The sequence below is a fragment of the Paracoccus sp. JM45 genome, assembly GCF_003590715.1.
Lineage (GTDB): Bacteria > Pseudomonadota > Alphaproteobacteria > Rhodobacterales > Rhodobacteraceae > Paracoccus.
This window is the reverse complement of sequence record NZ_QQVY01000001.1, coordinates 342239-361839: the sequence shown is the minus strand read 5'-3', so window position 1 is coordinate 361839 and position 19601 is coordinate 342239. Positions and strand designations below refer to the sequence as shown.

Below are 19601 nucleotides of genomic sequence, written 5' to 3'. Positions count from 1 at the left end.
CCCCCTTTGTTATTCGGCTGCCTGTGCCATCGGATTGTTGGCATGGGTGGTCCAGTTGGCGTATTCGCCGCGCGGAACGCCGGTGCGCTTGTCCATCTCGCCCACCTCCAGTTCGCGCATGGTGATGCAATCCTGAACGGGGCACACCTCGACGCACAGATTGCAGGCGACGCATTCTTCCTCGACCACTTCGAACACACGGTCCGGCGACATCGCAATGGCTTGGTGGCTGGTGTCTTCACAGGCCGCAAAACAGCGGCCACAGCTGATGCAGGCATCCTGATCAATCACCGCTTTGGTGACATAGTTCAGGTTCAGATGCTGCCAGTCGGTGACATTGGGCGTGGCGCGACCGATCAGATCGGACAGCTCCATCTCGTGGCTGTCCAGATAGTCATGCAGACCGCTGATCATTTCCTGAACGACCTTGAAGCCATAGGTCATCGCCGCCGTGCAGACCTGCACATTGCCCGCCCCAAGCGCCATGAATTCCGCCGCATCGCGCCATGTCGTCACGCCGCCGATGCCGCTGATCGGCAGGCCGGCGGTTTCGGGATTGCGGGCGATTTCAGCGACCATGTTCAGCGCGATCGGCTTGACCGCCGGACCGCAGAGGCCGCCGTGGCTGCCTTTGCCGTCAATCGTCGGCTGGGGCGCGAACAGGTCCAGATCGACCGAGGTGATGGAATTCACCGTGTTGATCAGGCTGACCGCATCGGCACCGCCGCGTTTGGCGGCCTCGGCGGGTTTGGTCACGTCGCTGATATTGGGGGTCAGCTTGACGATGCAGGGCATACGGCTGTGTTGTTTGACCCAGCGTGTCACCATCTCGATATATTCGGGCACCTGACCGACGGCGGCACCCATGCCGCGTTCGGCCATGCCATGGGGACAGCCAAAGTTCAGCTCGACCCCGTCCGCACCGGTATCTTCGATCCTGTGCAGGATATCGCGCCAGCTTTCCTCGTCACATGGCACCATCAGCGAAATGATCATCGCACGGTCGGGATAGTCGCGCTTGACCGATTTGATCTCGCGCAGGTTCACCTCCAGCGGGCGGTCGGTGATCAGCTCGATGTTGTTGATGCCCAAGACGCGGCGGTCGGCACCGTGGATCACGCCGTATCGCGGGCCGTTGACGTTGACGACGGGCGGGCCTTCGGAGCCCAGTGTTTTCCAGACGACACCGCCCCAACCGGCCTGAAAGGCGCGACGGACGTTGTATTCCTTGTCGGTGGGCGGGGCCGAGGCCAGCCAGAACGGGTTCGGGGATTTGATCCCGATGAAATTACTGCGCAGATCTGCCATGTTCAGCGTCCTTTTTCATGCGCGAATGGGATGGGCCTCAGCCCGGGATGCTGACGGGGCGACCGGTCAGATGGGCGTCGATGTCTTCGGCAGCGTCGCGGCCTTCGGCCACGGCGGTCACCGTCAGATCATCGCCACCTGCCGCACAATCGCCGCCCGCCCAGACACCATCAACGCTGGTGCGGCCTGCGCCGGTGATGGCGATCTTGCCGCCTTCCAACTGCATCGCATCAGGGGTGCCGTCCAGCCGCTGGCCGATGGCGCGGAACACCTGATCGGCCTTCAGACGGAAGCGGTCGTCGGTCATGGTCAGCCCGTCGGGGCCATTCGCGGTATAGCAGAACTCGATTTCCGCCACGGCACCATTGCCATGGATCGCCACAGGTGCTGCGTTGCAGATCAGGCGCACGCCGGATGCGGTGGCGTGGTCCTGTTCATGGCGGCTGGCCCCCATGCGGTCCTGACCGCGGCGATAGACGATGGACACGTTTTCCGCCCCCAGCAGTTTCGCCTGCACCGCCGCATCGACCGCCGTCATGCCACCACCGATGACCACCACATCGCGCCCGACGGGCAGGGTGGTCAGGTCGCTGGCCTGACGCAGATCGCGGATAAAGCTGACCGCGTCGGTGACATGGTCGCGGTCTTCGCCCGTGGTACGCAATGCGTTGACGCCGCTCAGACCCATGCCAAGGAACACCGCGTCATAATCGGCTTGCAGGGTTTCCAGCGTGATCTGCTGGCCCAAGGCCTGACCGTGCTGGACGGTGATGCCGCCGATGCCCATCAGCCACTCAACCTCGGCCTGTGCAAAGTTATCGACGGATTTATAGCTGGCGATGCCATATTCGTTCAGCCCGCCGGATTTTGGACGCGCCTCGAAGATGGTGACATCATGGCCTTTGGCGGCCAGACGGTGTGCTGCGGCCAGACCTGCGGGGCCTGCGCCAATAACGGCGATACGCTTGCCGGTGGTTTCGGCGCGGATAAAGGGGTGACCTTCCTGCGCCATCAGACCGTCGGTGGCATAGCGTTGCAGCGCACCGATTTCGACGGGTTTGCCTTCGGCCATTTCACGGACACATGCGCCTTCGCACAGGTTTTCCGTGGGACAGACGCGGGCGCACATGCCGCCAAGGATATTGGCGTGAAAAATCGTCATGGCCGCGGCATCCGGCGTATCGGTCGAGATCTGCCGGATAAACAGCGGAATATCGATCGAGGTCGGACATGCCGTGATGCAGGGCGCGTCATGGCAGAAATAGCACCGGTCGGCGGCGACCAGCGCCTCGTGCCGGTCAAGGGGTGGCGCGACATCGCAGAAATTCGCGGCCATGTGTTCTGGGTCAAGTCGACCCGGCAAAACGCCGGGCGACAGTCTTGCTTGGGACATTTTCGTCTCCTGGCTCACCTGTTGGTAGAATCAGGCTGGCACAGGTCCGATTTTTTATCAAATGGTAAAATTTAGCGCAGGTCGGTTTGCGGAAATTTCAGGCAGGCAGATCGATGATTGCCGCAAGTCCGCCCAGATCGGACCGTTCCAGCCGCAATTCACCGCCGTGAAGCGCCGCAAGATCGGCCACGATGGCCAGTCCCAGACCCGCACCGGGGGGGCCGTGTTCATCCAGCCGACCGCCGCGCATCAAGGCCATGGGGGCTTGGCCGTCTGTCAGGCCGGGGCCGTCATCTTCGACCCTCAGGGTCAGGGTGGCATCGTATTGGGTAACGTGAACACGCATCCGGCTGTGACCGAATTTGGCGGCGTTTTCGCAGAGGTTGCCGACCATTTCTTCCAGATCCTGCCGTTCGGCGGGAAATGCGGCATCTGGCTGGCAGTCGATTTCGGCGGTCATGCCTTTGTCCTGCATGGGCCAGCGCAGGACCAGCAGGATGTCGTCGATGACCGGCGCGATGGGCGTGCGTTGGCCCAAAACCCGCCCGCCTGCCTGCCGTGCGCGGCGCAGGTGCCAGCCGATCAAGCGGTCCATGCGGGCAATCAGGGCCTGACCCTGATGGTCGGCGGGCAGGTCGTTCGACAATGCCGCCAGCGGGGTTTTCAGCGAATGGGCAAGATTGCCCAGATGGTGGCGCGAACGCGTCAGCAGGGTTTCGTTCTGGTCCAGTGATGCGTTGATTTCATCAGTCAGCGGGCGCAATTCGGACACATCGGGGACATCCAGACGCGGCTTGTCGCCCGCACGCACGCGGGCCAGATCGGCACGCAAGCGGCCAAGGCTTTTCAGGCCGGTCAGCACCTGTATGACGCTGGCCAAAGCCAGACCCAACCCCAGCACTGCCAGCGCGACGGCCAAGGGTCTGATAACCTGACGCAGGCTGTTGTTGATCTGGGCCATAGGGACAGTCACCGTAATGGCGATCATGCTGTCGCTGTCGGGAACCGTGACCTCGCGGCGCAGCAGGCGCAGGGGGGCACCGTCTGTATCCGCAGTTAGCGCGCCGGTTTCTTCGCCATCCGCGATGTCCAGCGTTCCATCCAGCAGGGACGCTGATCGGGCCACCGGCGCACCGTCGGCATTGACCTGCCAGTACCAGCCTGAAAACGGCAGGGAAAAGCGGGCATCGGTGGGTTCGTCATCCAGTTCGATCTGCCCGTCATCGGAATCAAGCTGCCCGATCAGGCTGTCGGCGACGGCCATCGCCTCGGCGTCGAAGCGGTCGGTGACAAAATCGCGCAACAGCCCCGAGATCAGCAGGAACGCCCCCAGCAGCGCCACTGACAGCCACAGCGCCGCCAGAAGCAGCAGCCGCCCCCTGATAGAGCGGATCATGCCGCACTGCGCAGGATGTAACCTTCGCCCCGACGTGTCTGGATGACGCCTTCACCGACTTTCTTGCGAAGGCGACCGATGACAACCTCGATCGATTTGAAGTCGCGGTCGGTTTCGGCCTCGTACAGATGTTCGGACAATTCGGTGCGGCTGACGACACGGTCCTGATGGTGGATCAGATAGGTCAGGATGCGTAATTCGAAAGCGGTCAGTTTCAGCGGGCTGCCTTCGAAGGTGACGACGCCCAGCTGGCCGTCCAGTTTCAGCTTGCCAGCCTGAATGACAGGGCGCGAATGGCCGGCGGCGCGGCGGATCAGGGCCTGTGCGCGCAGGACCACTTCTTCCAGCCGGAAGGGTTTGACGGCGTAATCATCGGCACCGGCGCGAAAGCCCGCAACTTTATCGGTCCAGTCGCCGCGTGCGGTCAGGATCAGCACGGGCATGGTAATGCCCTGATCGCGCCAACGGGTCAGAACCTCGATTCCCGACATATTGGGCAGCCCCAAATCCAGAATGGCCACGTCATAGGTTTCGGTCGATCCCAGAAATTCGCCCTGTGTGCCGTCATGGGCGCGGTCACTGACAAAGCCTGCCTGAACCATAGCGGATGCAAGCTGTTCGGCCAGCTGGGGGTCGTCCTCGACGATCAAAGCGCGCATAGTCCTGTCTTTCTTATCGTTTCGATGCGGCCGATCGGGCCTGTAACTGGCCGCGCCCCGACACCTGCAGGAACCTGCCGTTGCGGGCGTCCAGCCGGATGTCCAGCAGATTGCGGTCCGGCGTCAGCAGGCGCACCTGATAGACCAGTTGCGTGCCTAATGCGGTTTCGCTGTCCGTCGGCAACTGCATGTCGATGGCAACGGGGCGTCCTGCATAACGTGCGGTGACCATGCGGACAATCTGGCGCAGGGGCAGGGGCTGGAAATCGGTGGCGCTTTCTTGGGATGTGAACGGCAGCATGTCCTGCGCCGCGCAAAGGCGGGGCAATGGCAGGGCCGTCAGAATCACAAGGGCAAGGGTGCGGATCATTCGTTGATTATGACGTTGGAAAGCCAAATGGAAACCAAATGGCGCATTGGCGTTTCGTTCGGCAAGCCTTTGTTAGAAGTGATTCGTCGAAGGCCGGAAACGACCGGTCCAAAGAATGACGATAGGAGACTGATATGAACCTGAGCAAACTCACCTCGTCCGCTGCCCTGATCGCCCTGATCGCCGGCGCACCTTTTCTGACGATGGTGTCCAGCGCCTCGGCCCAAGACGCTGCCCCGCAGGCTGCCGTTGAAATGCCAAGCCTGTTGCAGGGTCTGAATCTGGAAGGTGTCGACATCGAGACAGGCCGCGACGGCCAGCGTGAATACGAAGGCAAGATGGCCGATGGCACCGAAATCGAGGCCAGCTTCGATATGGCCGGAAACCTGAACAAGATCGAGGCCGATGACGGCGTATTGCCCGCCCCAGTGCTAGAGGCAGCCGTTCCTGCCGAAATCCGCAATTCCGACAGCTTTGCCATGTTAGATAAGGTTGAGGAATTGCACAACCGTCCCGGTATGATCGGCCTGAAGGGGCAGGATGCCGATGGTGGCGACCTGCGTCTGATGTTCGACATGGACGGCACGCTGACCGGCGTCGGCATGAAAGACGCAGCCGTTCCGCAGGATCTGTTGGACAGCCTGCTGCCCCAAGCCGTTCGTGACGCCGATGTCATGGACCAATTCGCCACCATCGACCGTGTCATGACCGGCCGCGAGCGTATCATGATCGCCGGCGAGGATGCGGACGGCAAAGGCATCCGCGCCCAGCTAGACGAAGCTGGTAATGTCCTGCGCTTTGGCCGCGGTGGCGACCATGAAGGCGGCAAGATGCATGGCGACCGCAAGGATCATGGTGAACGCGGTGAACATCGCGGCGAACGCGGCCCCCGCGGGGACCATGGCGATCACGGCCCGCGTGGTGACCACGGTGACCGTGGCGATCATGGGCCGCGCGGCGATCATGGCGACCGTGGTGATCACAGCGACCGTGATGCAAAGGGCCCGCGCGGCGATGCCCCCGCTTTTGACGCCGAGGCAGCAACCCAGCGTCTGAACGACGCCGGATATTCCGATCTGGGTGAACCCCGTCGTGGTAATCGTGGTGTGGCGATCGAGGCAACCAACCCCGACGGAGAATCGGTCGTTCTGCATCTGAACCCCAAGGGTGAAGTTGTGCGCGAAACCGCACGCTAATCCACTGCCTGTCTTCTGGACAGCTGGCCGTCCCCGAAAGGGGGCGGCTTTTGTCATTTTGGACCCTGTCCAATCTGGCAGTCTTACAACGTGCAAACCCGTCCTAGTCTTGCGTAATGCCGGAAAGGCGACGGGGCTGACACCGGACTGTCACATGCCGTCTTTAACGGAAGTCAGGATAAGATCATTTGCAAGAGGATGACTTGATGACACGGATCGACAGACGCGGAATTCTGCGCGGTGCTGCTGCCACCGTAGGTGTGGCACTTGCGGCCCCCTTCCTGACCCGCAGCGCCATGGCGCAGGGCAATGGAACTGTGAATATCTTCGCATGGGCAGGCTATCTGAACGATGACATCCTGAAGGCGTTCAAGGATTCAACCGGTATCACGCCGAACTATACCCCCTATGGCACCAATGATGAATTGCTGAACCAGTTGCGCGCCAATAACGGCGGCGGGTTCGACCTGATCTGGCCGACCGTCGACCGTGTTCCGAACTATGTTGAGTATGATCTGGTCCAGCCCATCGACGAATCGCGTATCAAGGTCGATCAGGTGCTGCCAAGCGCTTGGGAAAACTCGGTCACTTTGGGCGCTGTCGTGGATGGCGCACGTTATCAGGTCCCGACCGATTGGGGCACCGAGGCGATTGCCTTTGATACCGACCAGATGCCGCTGGAATATGGCAGCGCGTCCTATGGCAATATTTGGGGGGCCGCTGCCGAAGGCAAAGCTACCGTTCGGGGCCATTCGTCACTTATCGGTCTTGGTCTGTGGCTGGAGGCCGAAGGCAAACTGCCGCGTCCGTTGCTGGATGCTTTCAAGACCCCCGAAGCCCAGACCGAAATCTTTGATGTGATTCTGGCCGAAGCTGTGGCGCGAAAAGCCAATATCATCCAGTTCTGGACGAACGAGAACGAGGCCCAGGGCGCATTCCGCGTCAATGGTGCCGCTATTGGCCAGACGTGGGATTCGACCGCCGCCACCTTGGCCCGCGAAGGTCTGCCCATTGGCTTTATTGCCCCCAAAGAAGGTGCATTGGCATGGATGGAGGGTCTGTCGATCCCCAAGAACGCCGAAAATCTTGATGCGGCCTATGCGTTCATCAACTGGTTCCTGACACCCGAAGCGGGCGCGATGTATACCAACGCTACATCGATCAATTCGACGGCTGTCGGGTCCGACCAGCTGATCTCGGATGAAGCAAAGGCATTCTTTGCCGCCGCCTATCCGGGGGATGCGCTTGAAAAGCTGTGGTGGTGGCCCATTCAGGAAAGCTGGTACGTCACCAAGCGCAATGAATATCAGGACCGTTTCCTGTCGGCATGACAAAAGACGCGGGCAGGGGACGCCTCTGCCCGCCACCATAACAGGAGACACGATGTCCCATTCCGTTGAACTGGCCGACATCGGCATGACCTTTGGCACCACCCGCGCCGTCAGTGACGTATCCTTCAAGGTGCAAGCGGGTGAATTTTTTTCCATCCTTGGCCCGTCGGGATGCGGCAAGACGACGATTCTGCGAATGATCGCGGGGTTTATCCAGCCGACCGATGGCCGCGTGCTGATTGGCGACCGCGATATGGTGGGGCTTGGTCCCGACAAACGCCCGACGGCCATGATCTTCCAGTCGCTGGCGCTGTTTCCGTTGATGACCGTCTGGGAAAATATCGCCTTCGGGCTTGAAGCGCGCGGTATGCCCCGCGCCGAACGTCGCAAGAAAGCCGAAGACCTGCTGCAGCTGATCGCGCTGGACGGCTACGGCGACCGGATGCCTGGTGAATTGTCGGGTGGCCAACGCCAGCGCGTTGCCATTGCGCGTGCCTTGGCCGTTGAACCCAGTGTGCTGCTGCTGGACGAACCGCTGTCGGCGCTGGATCTGAAGCTGCGCCAGCATATGCGCGCCGAGCTGCGTGATTTGCAAAAGCGCACCGGCGTGACGTTTATCTATATCACCCATGACCAGTCCGAAGCCCTTGCCATGTCCGACCGCGTCGCCGTGATGAGCAATGGTGTTTTGCAACAGGTCGAAACGCCCCGTCAGTTATATGACAACCCCGCCACGCCTTTTGTTGCCCGCTTTGTAGGTGAAACAAACGCGTTGTCGGGTACCATCACGCAGGTGCAGGACGGTATCGCCACTATCGAAACCGCGCTGGGCGTGCTGCATGGTCGCGCGGGTCACGGTGCTGCAACGGGTACCCAAGGCACCATCTATATCCGCCCCGAGGCCCTTACTCCGACCGTTACCGCCGCCAATACCCTGTCCGCGCAAATCCAGCGCGTTGATTTCGAAGGGTCATTCGCGTTGGTCCACGGCCAGTTCGACGATGGCGCAGCCCTTGCCGCATCCATTCCCAGCACCCGTCTGGCCGAGGCCCCCGAACCCGGTACCCGCGCCAGTTTCAGCTTTGCAACAGAACATGCGGTGGTGTTGGCCGATGGGTGATCTGTTCAACCGCTTTGGCACGGGGCTTTCGACGGTCTTCCTGACTCTGGTCATGCTGTGGCTGGCGGGGATGGTGCTGGCCCCGAACCTGATGATGATCGACTATGCCCTGCGCCCCAATTTGCCACCTGCGGCGCTGGGCGGGCCGGATGATACCTATTCGTTGGCCAATATCACCTATCTGGCGACCGAAAGCGTGCATCGCGTCATTTTCTTTAAAACCATCTGGGCCAGTGCTTTGGTGGCGTTGGTGACGTTTCTTGTCTGCTATCCCATCGCGTTCTGGATGGCCCAGCGCGCCACGACCGGCCAATTGGCGATTGCGATGCTGCTGATCATCATCCCGTTTTTCATCAATGAGGTTCTGCGGACCTTGGCATGGTTTATCCTGCTGGCCTATCGCGGGCCGTTGAACAGCGTGCTGATGGGGATGGGCATAACCGACGCACCAATCCGCTGGCAGGGTGATGGCGGCGTGCTGGCCGCGATGGTCTATGCCTATATTCTGTTCATGCTGCTGCCGATTTTCAACGCTATTGAAAGCCTTGACCGGTCCCAGCTGGAGGCATCGCGTGATCTGGGCGCGTCCCGCTGGAAAACCCACACCCGCGTTGTCATCCCCCATGCCAAGGCGGGGATTGCGACGGGTTTTGTCTTTACCTTTATGCTGGCGGCGGGGTCTTATGTCGCGCCGTCCCTGTTGGGATCACCGGGCAGCCGCTGGTTCACCGAGATCATCTATAACTGGTTCTTCGAAGGCGGTGATTGGAACCGTGGTGCCGCCTATGCGCTGGTGCTGCTGGTCCTGTGTCTGGCGATTGTTCTGGTCACACTGCGTATTGCGCGGGTCAATCTGGCGGATGTTGCGAAATGACCGGCGCCAATAAAATCTTTCGCGCCGTCTTCGTCATGTATCTGGCCATCTTCACGCTGTATCTGTTTGCGCCGTTGATTATCATGGGGGCCGCCGCCTTTAACGAAAGCCGCTTTCCGACGGTAATCCCGTGGCAGCGAACCACGCTGCAGTGGTTCAAGGCGATGTGGGCGGATGCCGCGATGTGGCAGTCGTTGTGGACATCGGTTCTGGTCGCCATTTGCGTGGTTGTTGTGGTGGTGCCGATCGGCACGGCGGCGGCGCTGGTGCTGACATCGCTGCATGCACGGGCGCGCAGCTTTGCCTATGGGTTGATGGTCTCGCCGCTGTTGACGCCGGGGGTGGTGATCGGCATCTCGACCCTGATCCTGTGGCGGCAGATGGGTGTCGGCGGCGGGATTTTCCTGATCGTTCTGGCGCAATCGACCTATATCATCTGCTATGTCATGCTGATGGTCATGGCCCGTCTGCAGCGCTTTGACCGCACACAAGAGGAAGCCGCTTTGGGTCTTGGCGCATCCCGCATGATGGTGTTCCGCCGCGTGCTGATGCCTTTCCTGAAACCTGCGTTATTGGCATCGGGTGGCTTGGCGATCCTGCAATCGGTGGAAAATTATAACACCACCCTGTTCGTGCGCGGGTTCGAAACGCCTTTGACGGTGTTCATTGCCACCAAGGTCAGGACCGGCCTGACCCCTGCGGTCAACGCGCTGGCCTTGGTCATCATCGTCGCCACGGTCATCGGCGCAATTGCTTATGAAGTCGCGCGCCGCCGTCAGGCCGCGCGCAAGTTGCCCTAGGCGTTATCCAGCACAAGGTCTGCGGGGCGGCTCGCTTCGCAGACCAGACGCATATTGGGCAGGTCGTTCGCCTCTAACTTGGTCTTCGCCTGATCGCGTGGCAGATTGCGCCAACGCGCCATGAGACGCCGTTGCAGAACCGCTTGGGGCACCTGCAAAAACACCGTCAGCGCGAAGTGCCGTCCCAGATCACACCAGCCGGGGCGATCCAGCAACAGATAATTCCCCTCGACCACGATCAGGCGGGTGCTCGGGGCAATCTCACGTGCCCCTGCGCGTGAAATCTCCAGATTGCGGTCAAACACGGGCGCCAACACATTACGACCATCATCGGCGGCCAGCCGGTCCAGCATTACAGCAAACCCGTCCAGATCGAAGGTATGCGGCGCGCCTTTGCGGGGCAGGTCGCCACGCGCAGACAGCAGGCCGTCATCCAGATGGAAGCCGTCCATCGGCAGAACCGCTGCCCGCCCCGCTGCAGTCTGTGCCAGCCCTTGGGCCAATGCGTCTGAAACATGGCTTTTGCCCGCCCCCGGTGGTCCTGCCAGTGCCACCAGTTGGCGTTCGTCCGATTGCGCCATGACCGACAAACGGTCCAGCAGTTGGGGCAGGGTGGTTGTCCGGGTCATGGTTGTGGCCTTTGCTATATCCGTCTGGTCTTCCACGCACGGCAGGCTGTGACAAGACCACGGGTTGCCTGTGGCGTCCTGACCCCCGAAGATATGCAGACGAAACAGGGGAATATGATGCAGGCGGTCAAAAGCAGTCGCAGGCTGGCCGCGCTTGGTCTGGCATTGGTGCTTGCGTGGGTGCTGTTGGCGCAAGGCGGCAGCTGGCTGGCCGCGCGGCATATCAGGGCGACGATCCCGCAGGGTGAAAACATCCTGCGGCTGGCGGTATCGGGCCTGCGCGGCGAATTGGCGCGCTATGAACGCCTGCCGGATCTGATGTCGCGCGCGCCGGTCCTGTCCGATGCCTTGCGCCCCGATGCCAGCCGCGTCGATATTGCCGCTGCCAACCTTTATCTGCGGCATGTGACGCGGATGATGGGACTGTCGGATGCCTATATCATGACCGCGGATGGCATGACGGTGGCAGCCAGCAACTTTGACCAAGACCTCAGCTTTATCGGGCAGGGGTTCGCATACCGGCCCTATTTCACACAGGCAATGGCGGGCGGACAGGGTCGGTTCTTTGCGCTTGGCACCACTTCGGGCAAGCGGGGGTATTATTTCGGCGCAGCGGTGCGGGATCGTGGGCGTATCCTTGGGGTGCTGGCGCTGAAGGTCGATGTCGATGCCATCGAGGACAGCTGGCGCGCCGCCGAATACGAGATGATCGTGACCGACAGCGAGGGCATCGTCTTTCTGGCCAGCCGCCGTGATTGGCAATTCCGGTCGCTTGGTCCCTTAGGCACCGCGGCCCGCGCAAGAATCGCGGCCACCCGCCGTTATCATGATGAACCCTTGGCCATGTTGCCCTTGGAACGCGCGGGGCGTGTGGCGGGGCATCAGATGTTGCGGCTGGACAGCGGCCATGACCGGCGTGAATTCGTTTCGGTTTCGGAAACCATGCCCGAGGCGGGCTGGCGGGTTCAGGTTCTGCTGGACACCGCGCCTGCGCGCCAACAGGCGTTGCAGGGGACGGTGGCGGCGCTATTGATTGTCGGGGCGGTTCTGGCGGGGCTGATGGCTTGGATGCAACGCCGCGCCCGTCTGCGTGAACGCCTGTCCATTCAGGCCGAAGCGCAGGCCCAGCTGGAGGGGCGCGTCGATGCCCGCACCCGCGAACTGGCCCAATTGAACGACCGCCTGACCGCCGAGATCACCGAACGCCGCGCAACCGAGGATGAATTGCGCCGCACCCAACGTCATCTGGTCCAATCGGCCAAACTGGCGGCGCTTGGGCAGATGTCGGCGGCCCTGTCGCATGAATTGAACCAGCCGCTGGGGGCGGTGCGTAACTTTGCCGCCAATGCCGTGACCTATCTGGACCGCGACCGCCCCGATGACACGCGCGCCAATTTGGCGCGCATTCTGTCGCTGACCGACCGGATGACCGAAATTGGCCGCACTCTGCGAAACTTTGCCCGCAAGCCGAACGCCCAGTTGCGTCAGGTTGATCTGCACGATGTCATGCATGACGCATTCGAGGTGATCGCATGGCGCATTGGCAATCGGGCGGTGACGATGAGCGTTGATCTGGGTGATGCACCTTTGTTGGTTATGGCGGGGCCGCTGCGGTTTCAGCAGGTGGTTGTTAACCTGCTGTCGAACGCGCTGGATGCGCTGGAGGGGTGCGATGATCCCCGCATCGACATCACTGGCCACGCCACCGCCGACCGCGTGATCCTGACGGTCAGCGACAATGGTCCGGGCGTGGCCGAAGGACTGGATGATCGCGTCTTCGACCCGTTCTTTTCCACCAAAGGTGTTGGCAGCGGGCTTGGCTTGGGGCTGTCGATCTCGTTTAATATCATCAAGGATTTCGGCGGCGAATTGCGGCTGGTCCAGAACGGGCAGGGCGCATCTTTTGTGATCGACCTGCCGCGCATTACATCGGGGAAGACATGAACGCAGGCCGCATCCTGTTGATCGACGACGAGGCCGACATGCGTCTGTCCACCGCCCAGTCACTGGATCTGGAAGGGTTTCAGGTCGAGGATGTCCCCGACGCCGAATCCGCCCTTGACCGTCTTGGCTTTGGGTTCACGGGCATCGTCATCACCGATATCCGCATGCCTGCCATGGATGGCATGACCCTGATGCGCCGTATCAGGGATATAGACCCCGATATTCCGGTGATTCTGGTGACGGGGCATGGGGATATCCAGCTGGCCGTCAGGGCGATGCGTGAAGGCGCCTATGATTTCGTTGAAAAGCCTTTTGACGGGGCGCAACTGGCAGAAATTGCCGCCCGCGCCATGGGCTATCGCCGCGTTGTGCTTGAAAACCGTGTGTTGCGGGCGGCGGCGGGGCAGGTGGACGACCTTGAAACGCGGTTGGTGGGGCGATCAAATGCCATGATCGACCTGCGCCGCCGCCTTCGCACCATCGGCCCGACCGAGGCTGACGTGCTGATCGAAGGCGAAACCGGTGTCGGCAAAGAGGTTGTCGCCCGCGCCCTGCACGACCTGTCGCCGCGGGCGGGCAAGCCGTTCATCGCCATTGATTGCGCCGCGCTGCCTGCGTCGCTGATCGAATCCGAACTGTTCGGCCACGAGGCTGGCGCTTTCCCCGGTGCCCTGCGCCCGCGATACGGAAAATTCGAACACGCCCGTGGCGGCACCATCCTGTTGGACGAGATCGGCTCTATGCCCTTGGACGTGCAGGGCAAGTTGCTGCGGGTGGTGCAGGATCGCGTGATCTCCCCACTTGGCGCGAACGAAGACCGCGTGCTGGATGTGCGTTTCATCGCCACATCCCGCCAACCCTTGGCCGATGAGGTCGCGCGCGGGCGTTTCCGCGCCGATCTTTTGTATCGCCTGAACGTCGTCACGCTGAACGTGCCGCCCCTGTCGGCGCGGCGCGAGGATATCCAGCTGCTGTTCATCAAGCTGGTGCAGGAAGCTGCCGCCCGCCACCGCCGCCCGCCCGTGGCCATCGACCCTAATATGCTGGCCGAAATTGTCGAACGTCCGTGGCCCGGAAATGTCCGCGAATTGCGCAATGCTGCAGACCGCCACGCCCTTGGCATTGCCCTGCAACCCGCCGAGGATCGCAGCCCCGACCAAATGCGTCTGGCCCATCGCGTGGCGATGTTCGAACGCGATGTCATTGTCGCGACGCTGGCCGCACATGGCGGGCGGTTGAAACCGGTCTATGAAGCTTTGGGCCTGTCGCGAAAATCGCTATACGAAAAGATGCAGAAATACCGGATCGACAAAACGCATTACGTTGATGCCGAAGGGTGATGTGGGGAAATCCACCCGTCACGGACCCGCGATGTTACCATTTCTACCCATCCGGCATCAGTATGCAGCAAGAACCTGATCAGTAAACGCATAGCGGCATTGCATTGGCGGCATGGCTGTCGCTAGCTGGCTGTACGTCGTCCGGCTGCGGGACCACCACCCCGGCACTTCGCTAAATCTGGGAGGATTTCGATGCGTTTCTTATCCGCCGCCATCGCGGCAACTGCCGCCATGTCCCTGTCACCCGCCTTCGCACAAGAGGACCGTTCGGACTGGCCGTCCAGTATCACGCTTGGCACTGCCAGTCAGGGCGGCACCTATTTCATCTATGGCACCGGTCTGGCCGGATTGATCACCCAGCGTCTGGGCATCAACGCCTCGGCCGAGGTGACGGGCGGTCCGGTCCAGAATGCCACGTTGGTGGAAACCGGCGACCATCAGGTTGGCTTGGTCACCATGGGCCCCGCATATGAGGCATGGACCGGCAACAGCGAACTGGCACCAGGCGTCGAGCATTCGTCCATGCGCGCCCTGTTCCCGATGTATCAGACGCCCTTCGAGGCGGTGGCGCTGAAATCCTCGGGCGTGGCTGATGTCACCGACATGTCCGGCAAGCGCGTGTCGGTCGGTCCGGCGGGCGGCACGGCTGCCACCTATTGGCCGCGCTTCTTCGAGGTGTTGGGTGTCGATGCGACGATCAGCTATTCGGGGGCCAATGACGCGACGGGTCAGGTCAAGGACGGCCTGATCGACGCGTTTTCCTTTGCCGCCGGCGTGCCAATTTCGGCCTTCGCCCAGATCGCAGCTGAAAACGACGTCAACATCTTCGGTTTCACCGAAGAACAGCGCAGCCAGATTCTGGAAGCCATGCCCGAGGTCGCGGCATATGAAGTCGCGGGCGGCATGTATCAGGGCTTCCCCGAAGGTCACGGCACGGTCGCGATGTGGAACTTTGCCATCGCGCATCAGGATATGCCCGAAAGCCTTGCCTATGAAATCACCAAGCTGGTGATGGAGGATAACGAGGCGATGATGCAGATTCATGCGACATCCGCCGAAACCCTGCCGGAAAACGCCGATAAGAACACCTTCCTGCCGTTCCACCCCGGCGCGGTGAAATATTTTGACGAAAAGGGGATCGAAATCCCCGACGACCTGCGCGGCTGATGCCTGCCGCCCCGATGCCCGCGCGGCATCGGGGCATCCTTTTTTCCCATTCCGGACCGGCCACGTGGGTCTGACCACACGGTTTGTCCCGACGAAGGTTTCCCATGTCCGCACCCGATGCCTTTGCGGCACAGAACGCTTCCGTCATCGCGCAAGGCGTCGATGACGAACCGATGGCCCCCAACCAGCGTGACGCCCGTGCGCGCACCGGTCTGATCATCGCCGTTCTTTGCGCCGCCTATACCGTCTTTCACCTGTTCGTCATGGTCGTCTATCCGCTGGAGACATGGGCGTACCGCATGATCCACGTCTGCGGCGGGTTGGTCATCGGTTTCCTGACCTATTCCGCCCTGACCCAGACCAGCGAAACCGAAGCGGCCACCAAACGTGGTCCGGTGGAACTGGCGCTGCTGGGCGTCGGTGCGCTTGGCATCGGCTACGGCTTTGTCATCATCGCCTATGCGTGGCTGGCGTGGTGGGTGGCAGGTGTCGCGCGTCCGCCGGCCTTCGGGTTTGCCACCTATGGTCTGCCGCTGGCCATTGGCACGGTAGCGGCCATCGTGGCGGGCTGGCGTTTTTCGTCGCGCGACCGCAGCCGCATCTATGTGGGTGATCTGCTACTGTGCTTTGCCTCGGTCGCGGTGCTGGGCTATATCCTGTTTGTCGTGAACGCACTGCGGATGCGGGCGGGCACGGGCATGGCGCAGCCGGGCGATCTATGGGCCGCGGTGACCGGGGTCATGCTGATTCTGGAACTGGCACGCCGCCTGACCGGTCTGGCACTGGTGGGCATCGTCGGCGTGTTCATCGCCTACAGCTTCCTTGGGCCATGGCTGCCCGGTTTCCTGAACCATCGCGGTTACACGGCCACGCGGTTCTTCACCTATATCTTTACCGACCAAGGCGTGCTAGGCGACCCGATTGCCGTCAGCTCGACCTATATCATCCTGTTCATCGTCTTTGCGGCCTTCCTTCAGGCGTCGAAGGTCGGTGATTACTTCGTCAACTTCGCCTTTGCCTGCGCGGGTCAGGCGCGCGGCGGTCCGGCCAAGGTCGCGGTCTTTGCATCCGGCCTGATGGGCATGATCAACGGCACATCGGCGGGCAACGTGGTGTCCACAGGGTCGCTGACCATTCCGCTGATGAAGAAGGTCGGCTATTCCCCCAAGACCTCTGCCGCGATCGAGGCGACGGCATCATCGGGCGGGCAGATCCTGCCGCCGATCATGGGTGCCGGGGCCTTCATCATGGCCGAGGTGACGGGCATTCCCTATACCGACATCGTCATCGCCGCGATCATTCCGGCGCTGCTGTATTTCGTCTCGGTCTATTTCATGGTCGATCTTCAGGCGCTGAAGCTGGACATGAAGGGCCTGCCACGGTCCGAATTGCCGCGCTTTGGTGATCTGGTCAAACAGGTCTATCTGTTCCTGCCGATCATCATCCTGATCTATACGCTGTTTGCGGGCTATTCCGTCATCAGGGCGGGGGCGATGGGCATGGCCGCCGCTGCGATGGTCAGCTGGCTGACCCCGCATAAGATGGGGCCGCGCCAGATCTTCAAAGCGCTGGATATGGGCGCCAAAATGTCGATCCAGATGGTCGCCGTCTGTGCCGCCGCCGGTGTCATCGTGGGTGTCATCGCGTTGACGGGTGTGGGCGCACGCTTTTCGGCGCTGTTGCTGACGATTGCGGATCAGAACCAGTTTCTGGCGATGTTCTTTGCAATGTGTATCTCGATCATTCTGGGGATGGGGATGCCGACAACGGCGGCCTATGCCGTGGCGGCTGCGGTTGTCGCGCCGGGGCTGATCCAGCTGGGCGTGCCGGTGCTGGTCGCGCATTTCTTTGTGTTCTATTACGCTGTCATGTCGGCAATCACGCCCCCCGTCGCGCTGGCGGCCTATGCGGGCGCGGGCCTTGCGGGGTCGGACCCGATGAAAACCTCGGTCGAGGCGTTCAAGCTGGGCCTTGCCGCCTTCATCGTGCCCTTCATGTTCTTCAGCTCGCATGAATTGCTGATGCAGGGCGAAACGCTTGACATTATTCACGCCACCCTGACGGCGCTGCTGGGCATGTTCCTGCTGTCAGCGGGGGTGATCGGATACTTCTTCGGCCATGCTGCAGGATGGATGCGGATCGTGCTGATCGTCGCGGCACTTTCCATGATCTCGGTCGGTTGGGTCAGCGATGTCGCGGGTTTGGTCGTCGCCGTCGCGCTGTTCTTGTGGCAGCGCAAGGCGGTGACACCCGCCGCATTGGCCAAGGGTCGCGCCGACTGACATCTGCGCCAACAAACTGGAACACGGGTCGGGAAACCGGCCCGTTTCTTCATGACATATCGCGTAAGCACATGAAAAAGCCGCGCAAAAAGCACGGCTGCGGGCACATCAGTCTTTCAGGAAAAACTGGTGCTGTGAGAGAGGATTGAACTCTCGACCTCACCCTTACCAAGGGTGTGCTCTACCACTGAGCTACCACAGCATCGTTGGAGGGGCGTTTAACTAATGCCCTGAATGCGTGCAAGAGGATTTTCACATTTTTTCCAGATTTTACCATTTGCCGCCGAGTTGTATGTGCGTTTGCTGGACTGCATCGCTGACGAAGGCTAACAGGATACCTATGACAGATCGACGCAAAGACAAATCCGGTTCGGAAACCCGCGATGATCGCCTGCGACAGGCGTTGCGCGCGAATCTGGCACGCCGCAAGGCACAGGCCCGCGCACGCGCCGATAAACCACAAACCGATAACAAGGTCGCACCCGAAGCGACCGATCATACAGGCAAGGACGACAGCTGATGGATCAGATCATCGTAGAGGGCAACGGCCCCCTGAAAGGCGAAATTCCGATTGCGGGTGCCAAGAACGCCTGTCTGACGCTGATGCCTGCGACGCTGCTGACCGATCAGCCGCTGACGCTGACGAATGCGCCGCGTCTGTCGGATATTCGGACCATGACCGAATTGCTGCAAAGTCTTGGTGCCGAAGTGACCAGCCTGCAAAACGGCAAGGTGCTGGCCCTGTCCAGCCATGCGATGACCAGCCACCGCGCCGAATATGACATCGTGCGCAAGATGCGCGCCTCGATTCTGGTGCTGGGACCGATGCTGGCGCGCGATGGCGTGGCCGAGGTGTCGCTGCCGGGCGGTTGTGCCATCGGCGCGCGTCCCGTCGACCTGCATCTGCGCGCACTAGAGGCCTTGGGTGCGACGCTGGATCTACGCGACGGCTATGTCCATGCCAAGGCCCCTGCGGGTGGTCTGAAGGGCGCGGTCTTCGAATTCCCCATCGTCTCGGTCGGGGCGACGGAAAACGCCCTGTTGGCGGCGACGCTGGCACGCGGCACCACGGTGTTGAAGAACGCTGCCCGCGAACCCGAGATTGTCGATCTGGCCCATTGCCTGCGTCGCATGGGTGCCCAAATCGAAGGTGAAGGCACCGGCACCATCACCATCCAAGGCGTCACCAGCCTGAATGGCGCGACCCATCCCGTCGTCACCGACCGGATCGAATTGGGCACCTATATGCTGGCCCCCGCCATGTGCGGCGGCGAGGTTGAGCTGCTGGGCGGTCGCATCGACCTGTTGTCGGCCTTTTGTGAAAAGCTGGACGAAGCCGGCGTCAGTGTCGAAGAAACGCAGCGCGGGTTGAAGGTCAGCCGCAAGAACGGCCGCCTGAAGGCCGTGAATGTCACCACCGAGCCCTTCCCCGGTTTCCCGACCGACCTGCAGGCCCAGTTCATGGCGATGATGTGCACGGCCGAAGGCACCAGCGTGCTCGAAGAAACCATCTTCGAAAACCGCTTCATGCACGCCCCCGAACTGATCCGCATGGGGGCCCAGATCGAGGTTCACGGCGGGCACGCCACCGTCACCGGCGTCGAAAAGCTGCGCGGTGCGCCGGTGATGGCGACCGACCTTCGCGCCTCGGTCAGTCTGATTCTGGCAGGGATGGCCGCGGAAGGTCAGACCACCGTCAGCCGCGTCTATCACCTTGATCGCGGTTACGAACATGTCGTGCGCAAGCTGCGCGGCGTAGGTGCCCATATCGAACGCGTCAAAGAGGAGTAGA

17 protein-coding genes and 1 tRNA gene are annotated in these 19601 nt (G+C 61.5%); 11 read left to right on the top strand and 7 right to left on the bottom strand.

Annotation, left to right across the window (positions count from 1 at the left end):
• Positions 1-9 precede the first annotated feature (9 nt).
• The 5 genes from preA to DWB67_RS01810 form a co-directional block, all read right to left on the bottom strand.
• Positions 10-1308: an NAD-dependent dihydropyrimidine dehydrogenase subunit PreA gene (preA, locus tag DWB67_RS01830; RefSeq protein WP_119805785.1), complete on the bottom strand. Its 1299-nt coding sequence runs from the start codon at positions 1306-1308 to the stop codon at positions 10-12.
• Between the two features lie 37 nt (positions 1309-1345).
• Positions 1346-2701 (bottom strand): NAD(P)-dependent oxidoreductase, encoded by a 1356-nt coding sequence (locus DWB67_RS01825; RefSeq protein WP_119805783.1) that lies wholly within the window; start codon positions 2699-2701, stop codon positions 1346-1348.
• A 97-nt stretch (positions 2702-2798) separates the two neighbouring features.
• The gene (locus tag DWB67_RS01820; protein WP_119805782.1) at positions 2799-4097 is read right to left on the bottom strand and encodes an ATP-binding protein; all 1299 of its coding nucleotides are present in this window, start codon (positions 4095-4097) and stop codon (positions 2799-2801) included.
• Positions 4094-4756, bottom strand: coding sequence for a response regulator transcription factor (locus tag DWB67_RS01815; protein ID WP_119805780.1), 663 nt, complete (start codon positions 4754-4756; stop codon positions 4094-4096). Before DWB67_RS01815 ends, DWB67_RS01820 begins: the two co-directional genes overlap by 4 nt.
• A gap of 13 nt (positions 4757-4769) precedes the next feature.
• Positions 4770-5126 carry a PepSY domain-containing protein gene (locus DWB67_RS01810; protein ID WP_119805778.1) on the bottom strand — a complete coding sequence of 119 codons (357 nt, stop codon included), beginning with the start codon at positions 5124-5126 and terminating at the stop codon, positions 4770-4772.
• A gap of 134 nt (positions 5127-5260) precedes the next feature.
• On the opposite strand from DWB67_RS01810, the gene DWB67_RS01805 reads away from it, so the two are divergent.
• The 5 genes from DWB67_RS01805 to DWB67_RS01785 all read left to right on the top strand — a co-directional run bounded on the left by DWB67_RS01805 (position 5261) and on the right by DWB67_RS01785 (position 10447).
• On the top strand, positions 5261-6322 hold the full coding sequence (locus DWB67_RS01805; RefSeq protein ID WP_119805776.1) for a hypothetical protein: 1062 nt from the start codon (positions 5261-5263) through the stop codon (positions 6320-6322).
• Between the two features lie 206 nt (positions 6323-6528).
• On the top strand, positions 6529-7653 hold the full coding sequence (locus DWB67_RS01800; RefSeq protein WP_119805775.1) for an extracellular solute-binding protein: 1125 nt from the start codon (positions 6529-6531) through the stop codon (positions 7651-7653).
• A gap of 52 nt (positions 7654-7705) precedes the next feature.
• Positions 7706-8773 (top strand): ABC transporter ATP-binding protein, encoded by a 1068-nt coding sequence (locus tag DWB67_RS01795; RefSeq protein ID WP_119805774.1) that lies wholly within the window; start codon positions 7706-7708, stop codon positions 8771-8773.
• The gene (locus DWB67_RS01790; protein WP_119805773.1) at positions 8766-9647 is read left to right on the top strand and encodes an ABC transporter permease; all 882 of its coding nucleotides are present in this window, start codon (positions 8766-8768) and stop codon (positions 9645-9647) included. The genes DWB67_RS01795 and DWB67_RS01790 overlap by 8 nt, the downstream gene beginning before the upstream one ends.
• Positions 9644-10447 (top strand): ABC transporter permease, encoded by an 804-nt coding sequence (locus DWB67_RS01785; RefSeq protein WP_119805772.1) that lies wholly within the window; start codon positions 9644-9646, stop codon positions 10445-10447. The genes DWB67_RS01790 and DWB67_RS01785 overlap by 4 nt, the downstream gene beginning before the upstream one ends.
• On the opposite strand, the gene DWB67_RS01780 is transcribed toward DWB67_RS01785, so the two are convergent.
• On the bottom strand, positions 10444-11076 hold the full coding sequence (locus tag DWB67_RS01780) for a nucleoside/nucleotide kinase family protein (RefSeq protein ID WP_119805770.1): 633 nt from the start codon (positions 11074-11076) through the stop codon (positions 10444-10446). The two genes, DWB67_RS01785 and DWB67_RS01780, sit on opposite strands and share 4 nt — an antisense overlap.
• Before the next feature lie 48 nt (positions 11077-11124).
• Here DWB67_RS01780 and DWB67_RS01775 point away from each other — a divergent pair, with 48 nt between their 5' ends.
• The 4 genes from DWB67_RS01775 to DWB67_RS01760 all read left to right on the top strand — a co-directional run bounded on the left by DWB67_RS01775 (position 11125) and on the right by DWB67_RS01760 (position 17809).
• A complete protein-coding gene (locus DWB67_RS01775) occupies positions 11125-13020 on the top strand; it encodes an ATP-binding protein (RefSeq protein ID WP_220475086.1) in 1896 nt (631 codons plus the stop codon).
• Complete coding sequence (locus tag DWB67_RS01770) at positions 13017-14360, top strand: sigma-54 dependent transcriptional regulator (protein WP_119805768.1); 1344 nt, start codon at positions 13017-13019, stop codon at positions 14358-14360. The genes DWB67_RS01775 and DWB67_RS01770 overlap by 4 nt, the downstream gene beginning before the upstream one ends.
• A gap of 192 nt (positions 14361-14552) precedes the next feature.
• On the top strand, positions 14553-15527 hold the full coding sequence (locus DWB67_RS01765; RefSeq protein ID WP_119805767.1) for a TAXI family TRAP transporter solute-binding subunit: 975 nt from the start codon (positions 14553-14555) through the stop codon (positions 15525-15527).
• A gap of 104 nt (positions 15528-15631) precedes the next feature.
• A complete protein-coding gene (locus DWB67_RS01760) occupies positions 15632-17809 on the top strand; it encodes a TRAP transporter permease (RefSeq protein ID WP_119805766.1) in 2178 nt (725 codons plus the stop codon).
• A gap of 127 nt (positions 17810-17936) precedes the next feature.
• On the opposite strand, the gene DWB67_RS01755 is transcribed toward DWB67_RS01760, so the two are convergent.
• Positions 17937-18011: transfer RNA gene (locus DWB67_RS01755), tRNA-Thr, on the bottom strand.
• A 138-nt stretch (positions 18012-18149) separates the two neighbouring features.
• On the opposite strand from DWB67_RS01755, the gene DWB67_RS01750 reads away from it, so the two are divergent.
• Both DWB67_RS01750 and murA read left to right on the top strand, forming a co-directional pair.
• Positions 18150-18329, top strand: coding sequence for a hypothetical protein (locus DWB67_RS01750; RefSeq protein WP_119805765.1), 180 nt, complete (start codon positions 18150-18152; stop codon positions 18327-18329).
• Positions 18329-19600: a UDP-N-acetylglucosamine 1-carboxyvinyltransferase gene (murA, locus tag DWB67_RS01745; RefSeq protein WP_119805764.1), complete on the top strand. Its 1272-nt coding sequence runs from the start codon at positions 18329-18331 to the stop codon at positions 19598-19600. Before DWB67_RS01750 ends, murA begins: the two co-directional genes overlap by 1 nt.
• Position 19601 lies beyond the last annotated feature (1 nt).

Coding starts and splice junctions, on each gene's coding strand:
- DWB67_RS01815 (WP_119805780.1), bottom strand. CDS start 4,756: ATGCGCGCTTTGATCGTCGAGGACGACCCCCAGCTGGCCGAACAGCTT.
- DWB67_RS01800 (WP_119805775.1), top strand. CDS start 6,529: ATGACACGGATCGACAGACGCGGAATTCTGCGCGGTGCTGCTGCCACC.
- DWB67_RS01795 (WP_119805774.1), top strand. CDS start 7,706: ATGTCCCATTCCGTTGAACTGGCCGACATCGGCATGACCTTTGGCACC.
- DWB67_RS01820 (WP_119805782.1), bottom strand. CDS start 4,097: ATGATCCGCTCTATCAGGGGGCGGCTGCTGCTTCTGGCGGCGCTGTGG.
- DWB67_RS01825 (WP_119805783.1), bottom strand. CDS start 2,701: ATGTCCCAAGCAAGACTGTCGCCCGGCGTTTTGCCGGGTCGACTTGAC.
- DWB67_RS01780 (WP_119805770.1), bottom strand. CDS start 11,076: ATGACCCGGACAACCACCCTGCCCCAACTGCTGGACCGTTTGTCGGTC.
- murA (WP_119805764.1), top strand. CDS start 18,329: ATGGATCAGATCATCGTAGAGGGCAACGGCCCCCTGAAAGGCGAAATT.
- DWB67_RS01770 (WP_119805768.1), top strand. CDS start 13,017: ATGAACGCAGGCCGCATCCTGTTGATCGACGACGAGGCCGACATGCGT.
- DWB67_RS01790 (WP_119805773.1), top strand. CDS start 8,766: ATGGGTGATCTGTTCAACCGCTTTGGCACGGGGCTTTCGACGGTCTTC.
- DWB67_RS01810 (WP_119805778.1), bottom strand. CDS start 5,126: ATGATCCGCACCCTTGCCCTTGTGATTCTGACGGCCCTGCCATTGCCC.
- DWB67_RS01805 (WP_119805776.1), top strand. CDS start 5,261: ATGAACCTGAGCAAACTCACCTCGTCCGCTGCCCTGATCGCCCTGATC.
- DWB67_RS01765 (WP_119805767.1), top strand. CDS start 14,553: ATGCGTTTCTTATCCGCCGCCATCGCGGCAACTGCCGCCATGTCCCTG.
- preA (WP_119805785.1), bottom strand. CDS start 1,308: ATGGCAGATCTGCGCAGTAATTTCATCGGGATCAAATCCCCGAACCCG.
- DWB67_RS01760 (WP_119805766.1), top strand. CDS start 15,632: ATGTCCGCACCCGATGCCTTTGCGGCACAGAACGCTTCCGTCATCGCG.
- DWB67_RS01785 (WP_119805772.1), top strand. CDS start 9,644: ATGACCGGCGCCAATAAAATCTTTCGCGCCGTCTTCGTCATGTATCTG.
- DWB67_RS01750 (WP_119805765.1), top strand. CDS start 18,150: ATGACAGATCGACGCAAAGACAAATCCGGTTCGGAAACCCGCGATGAT.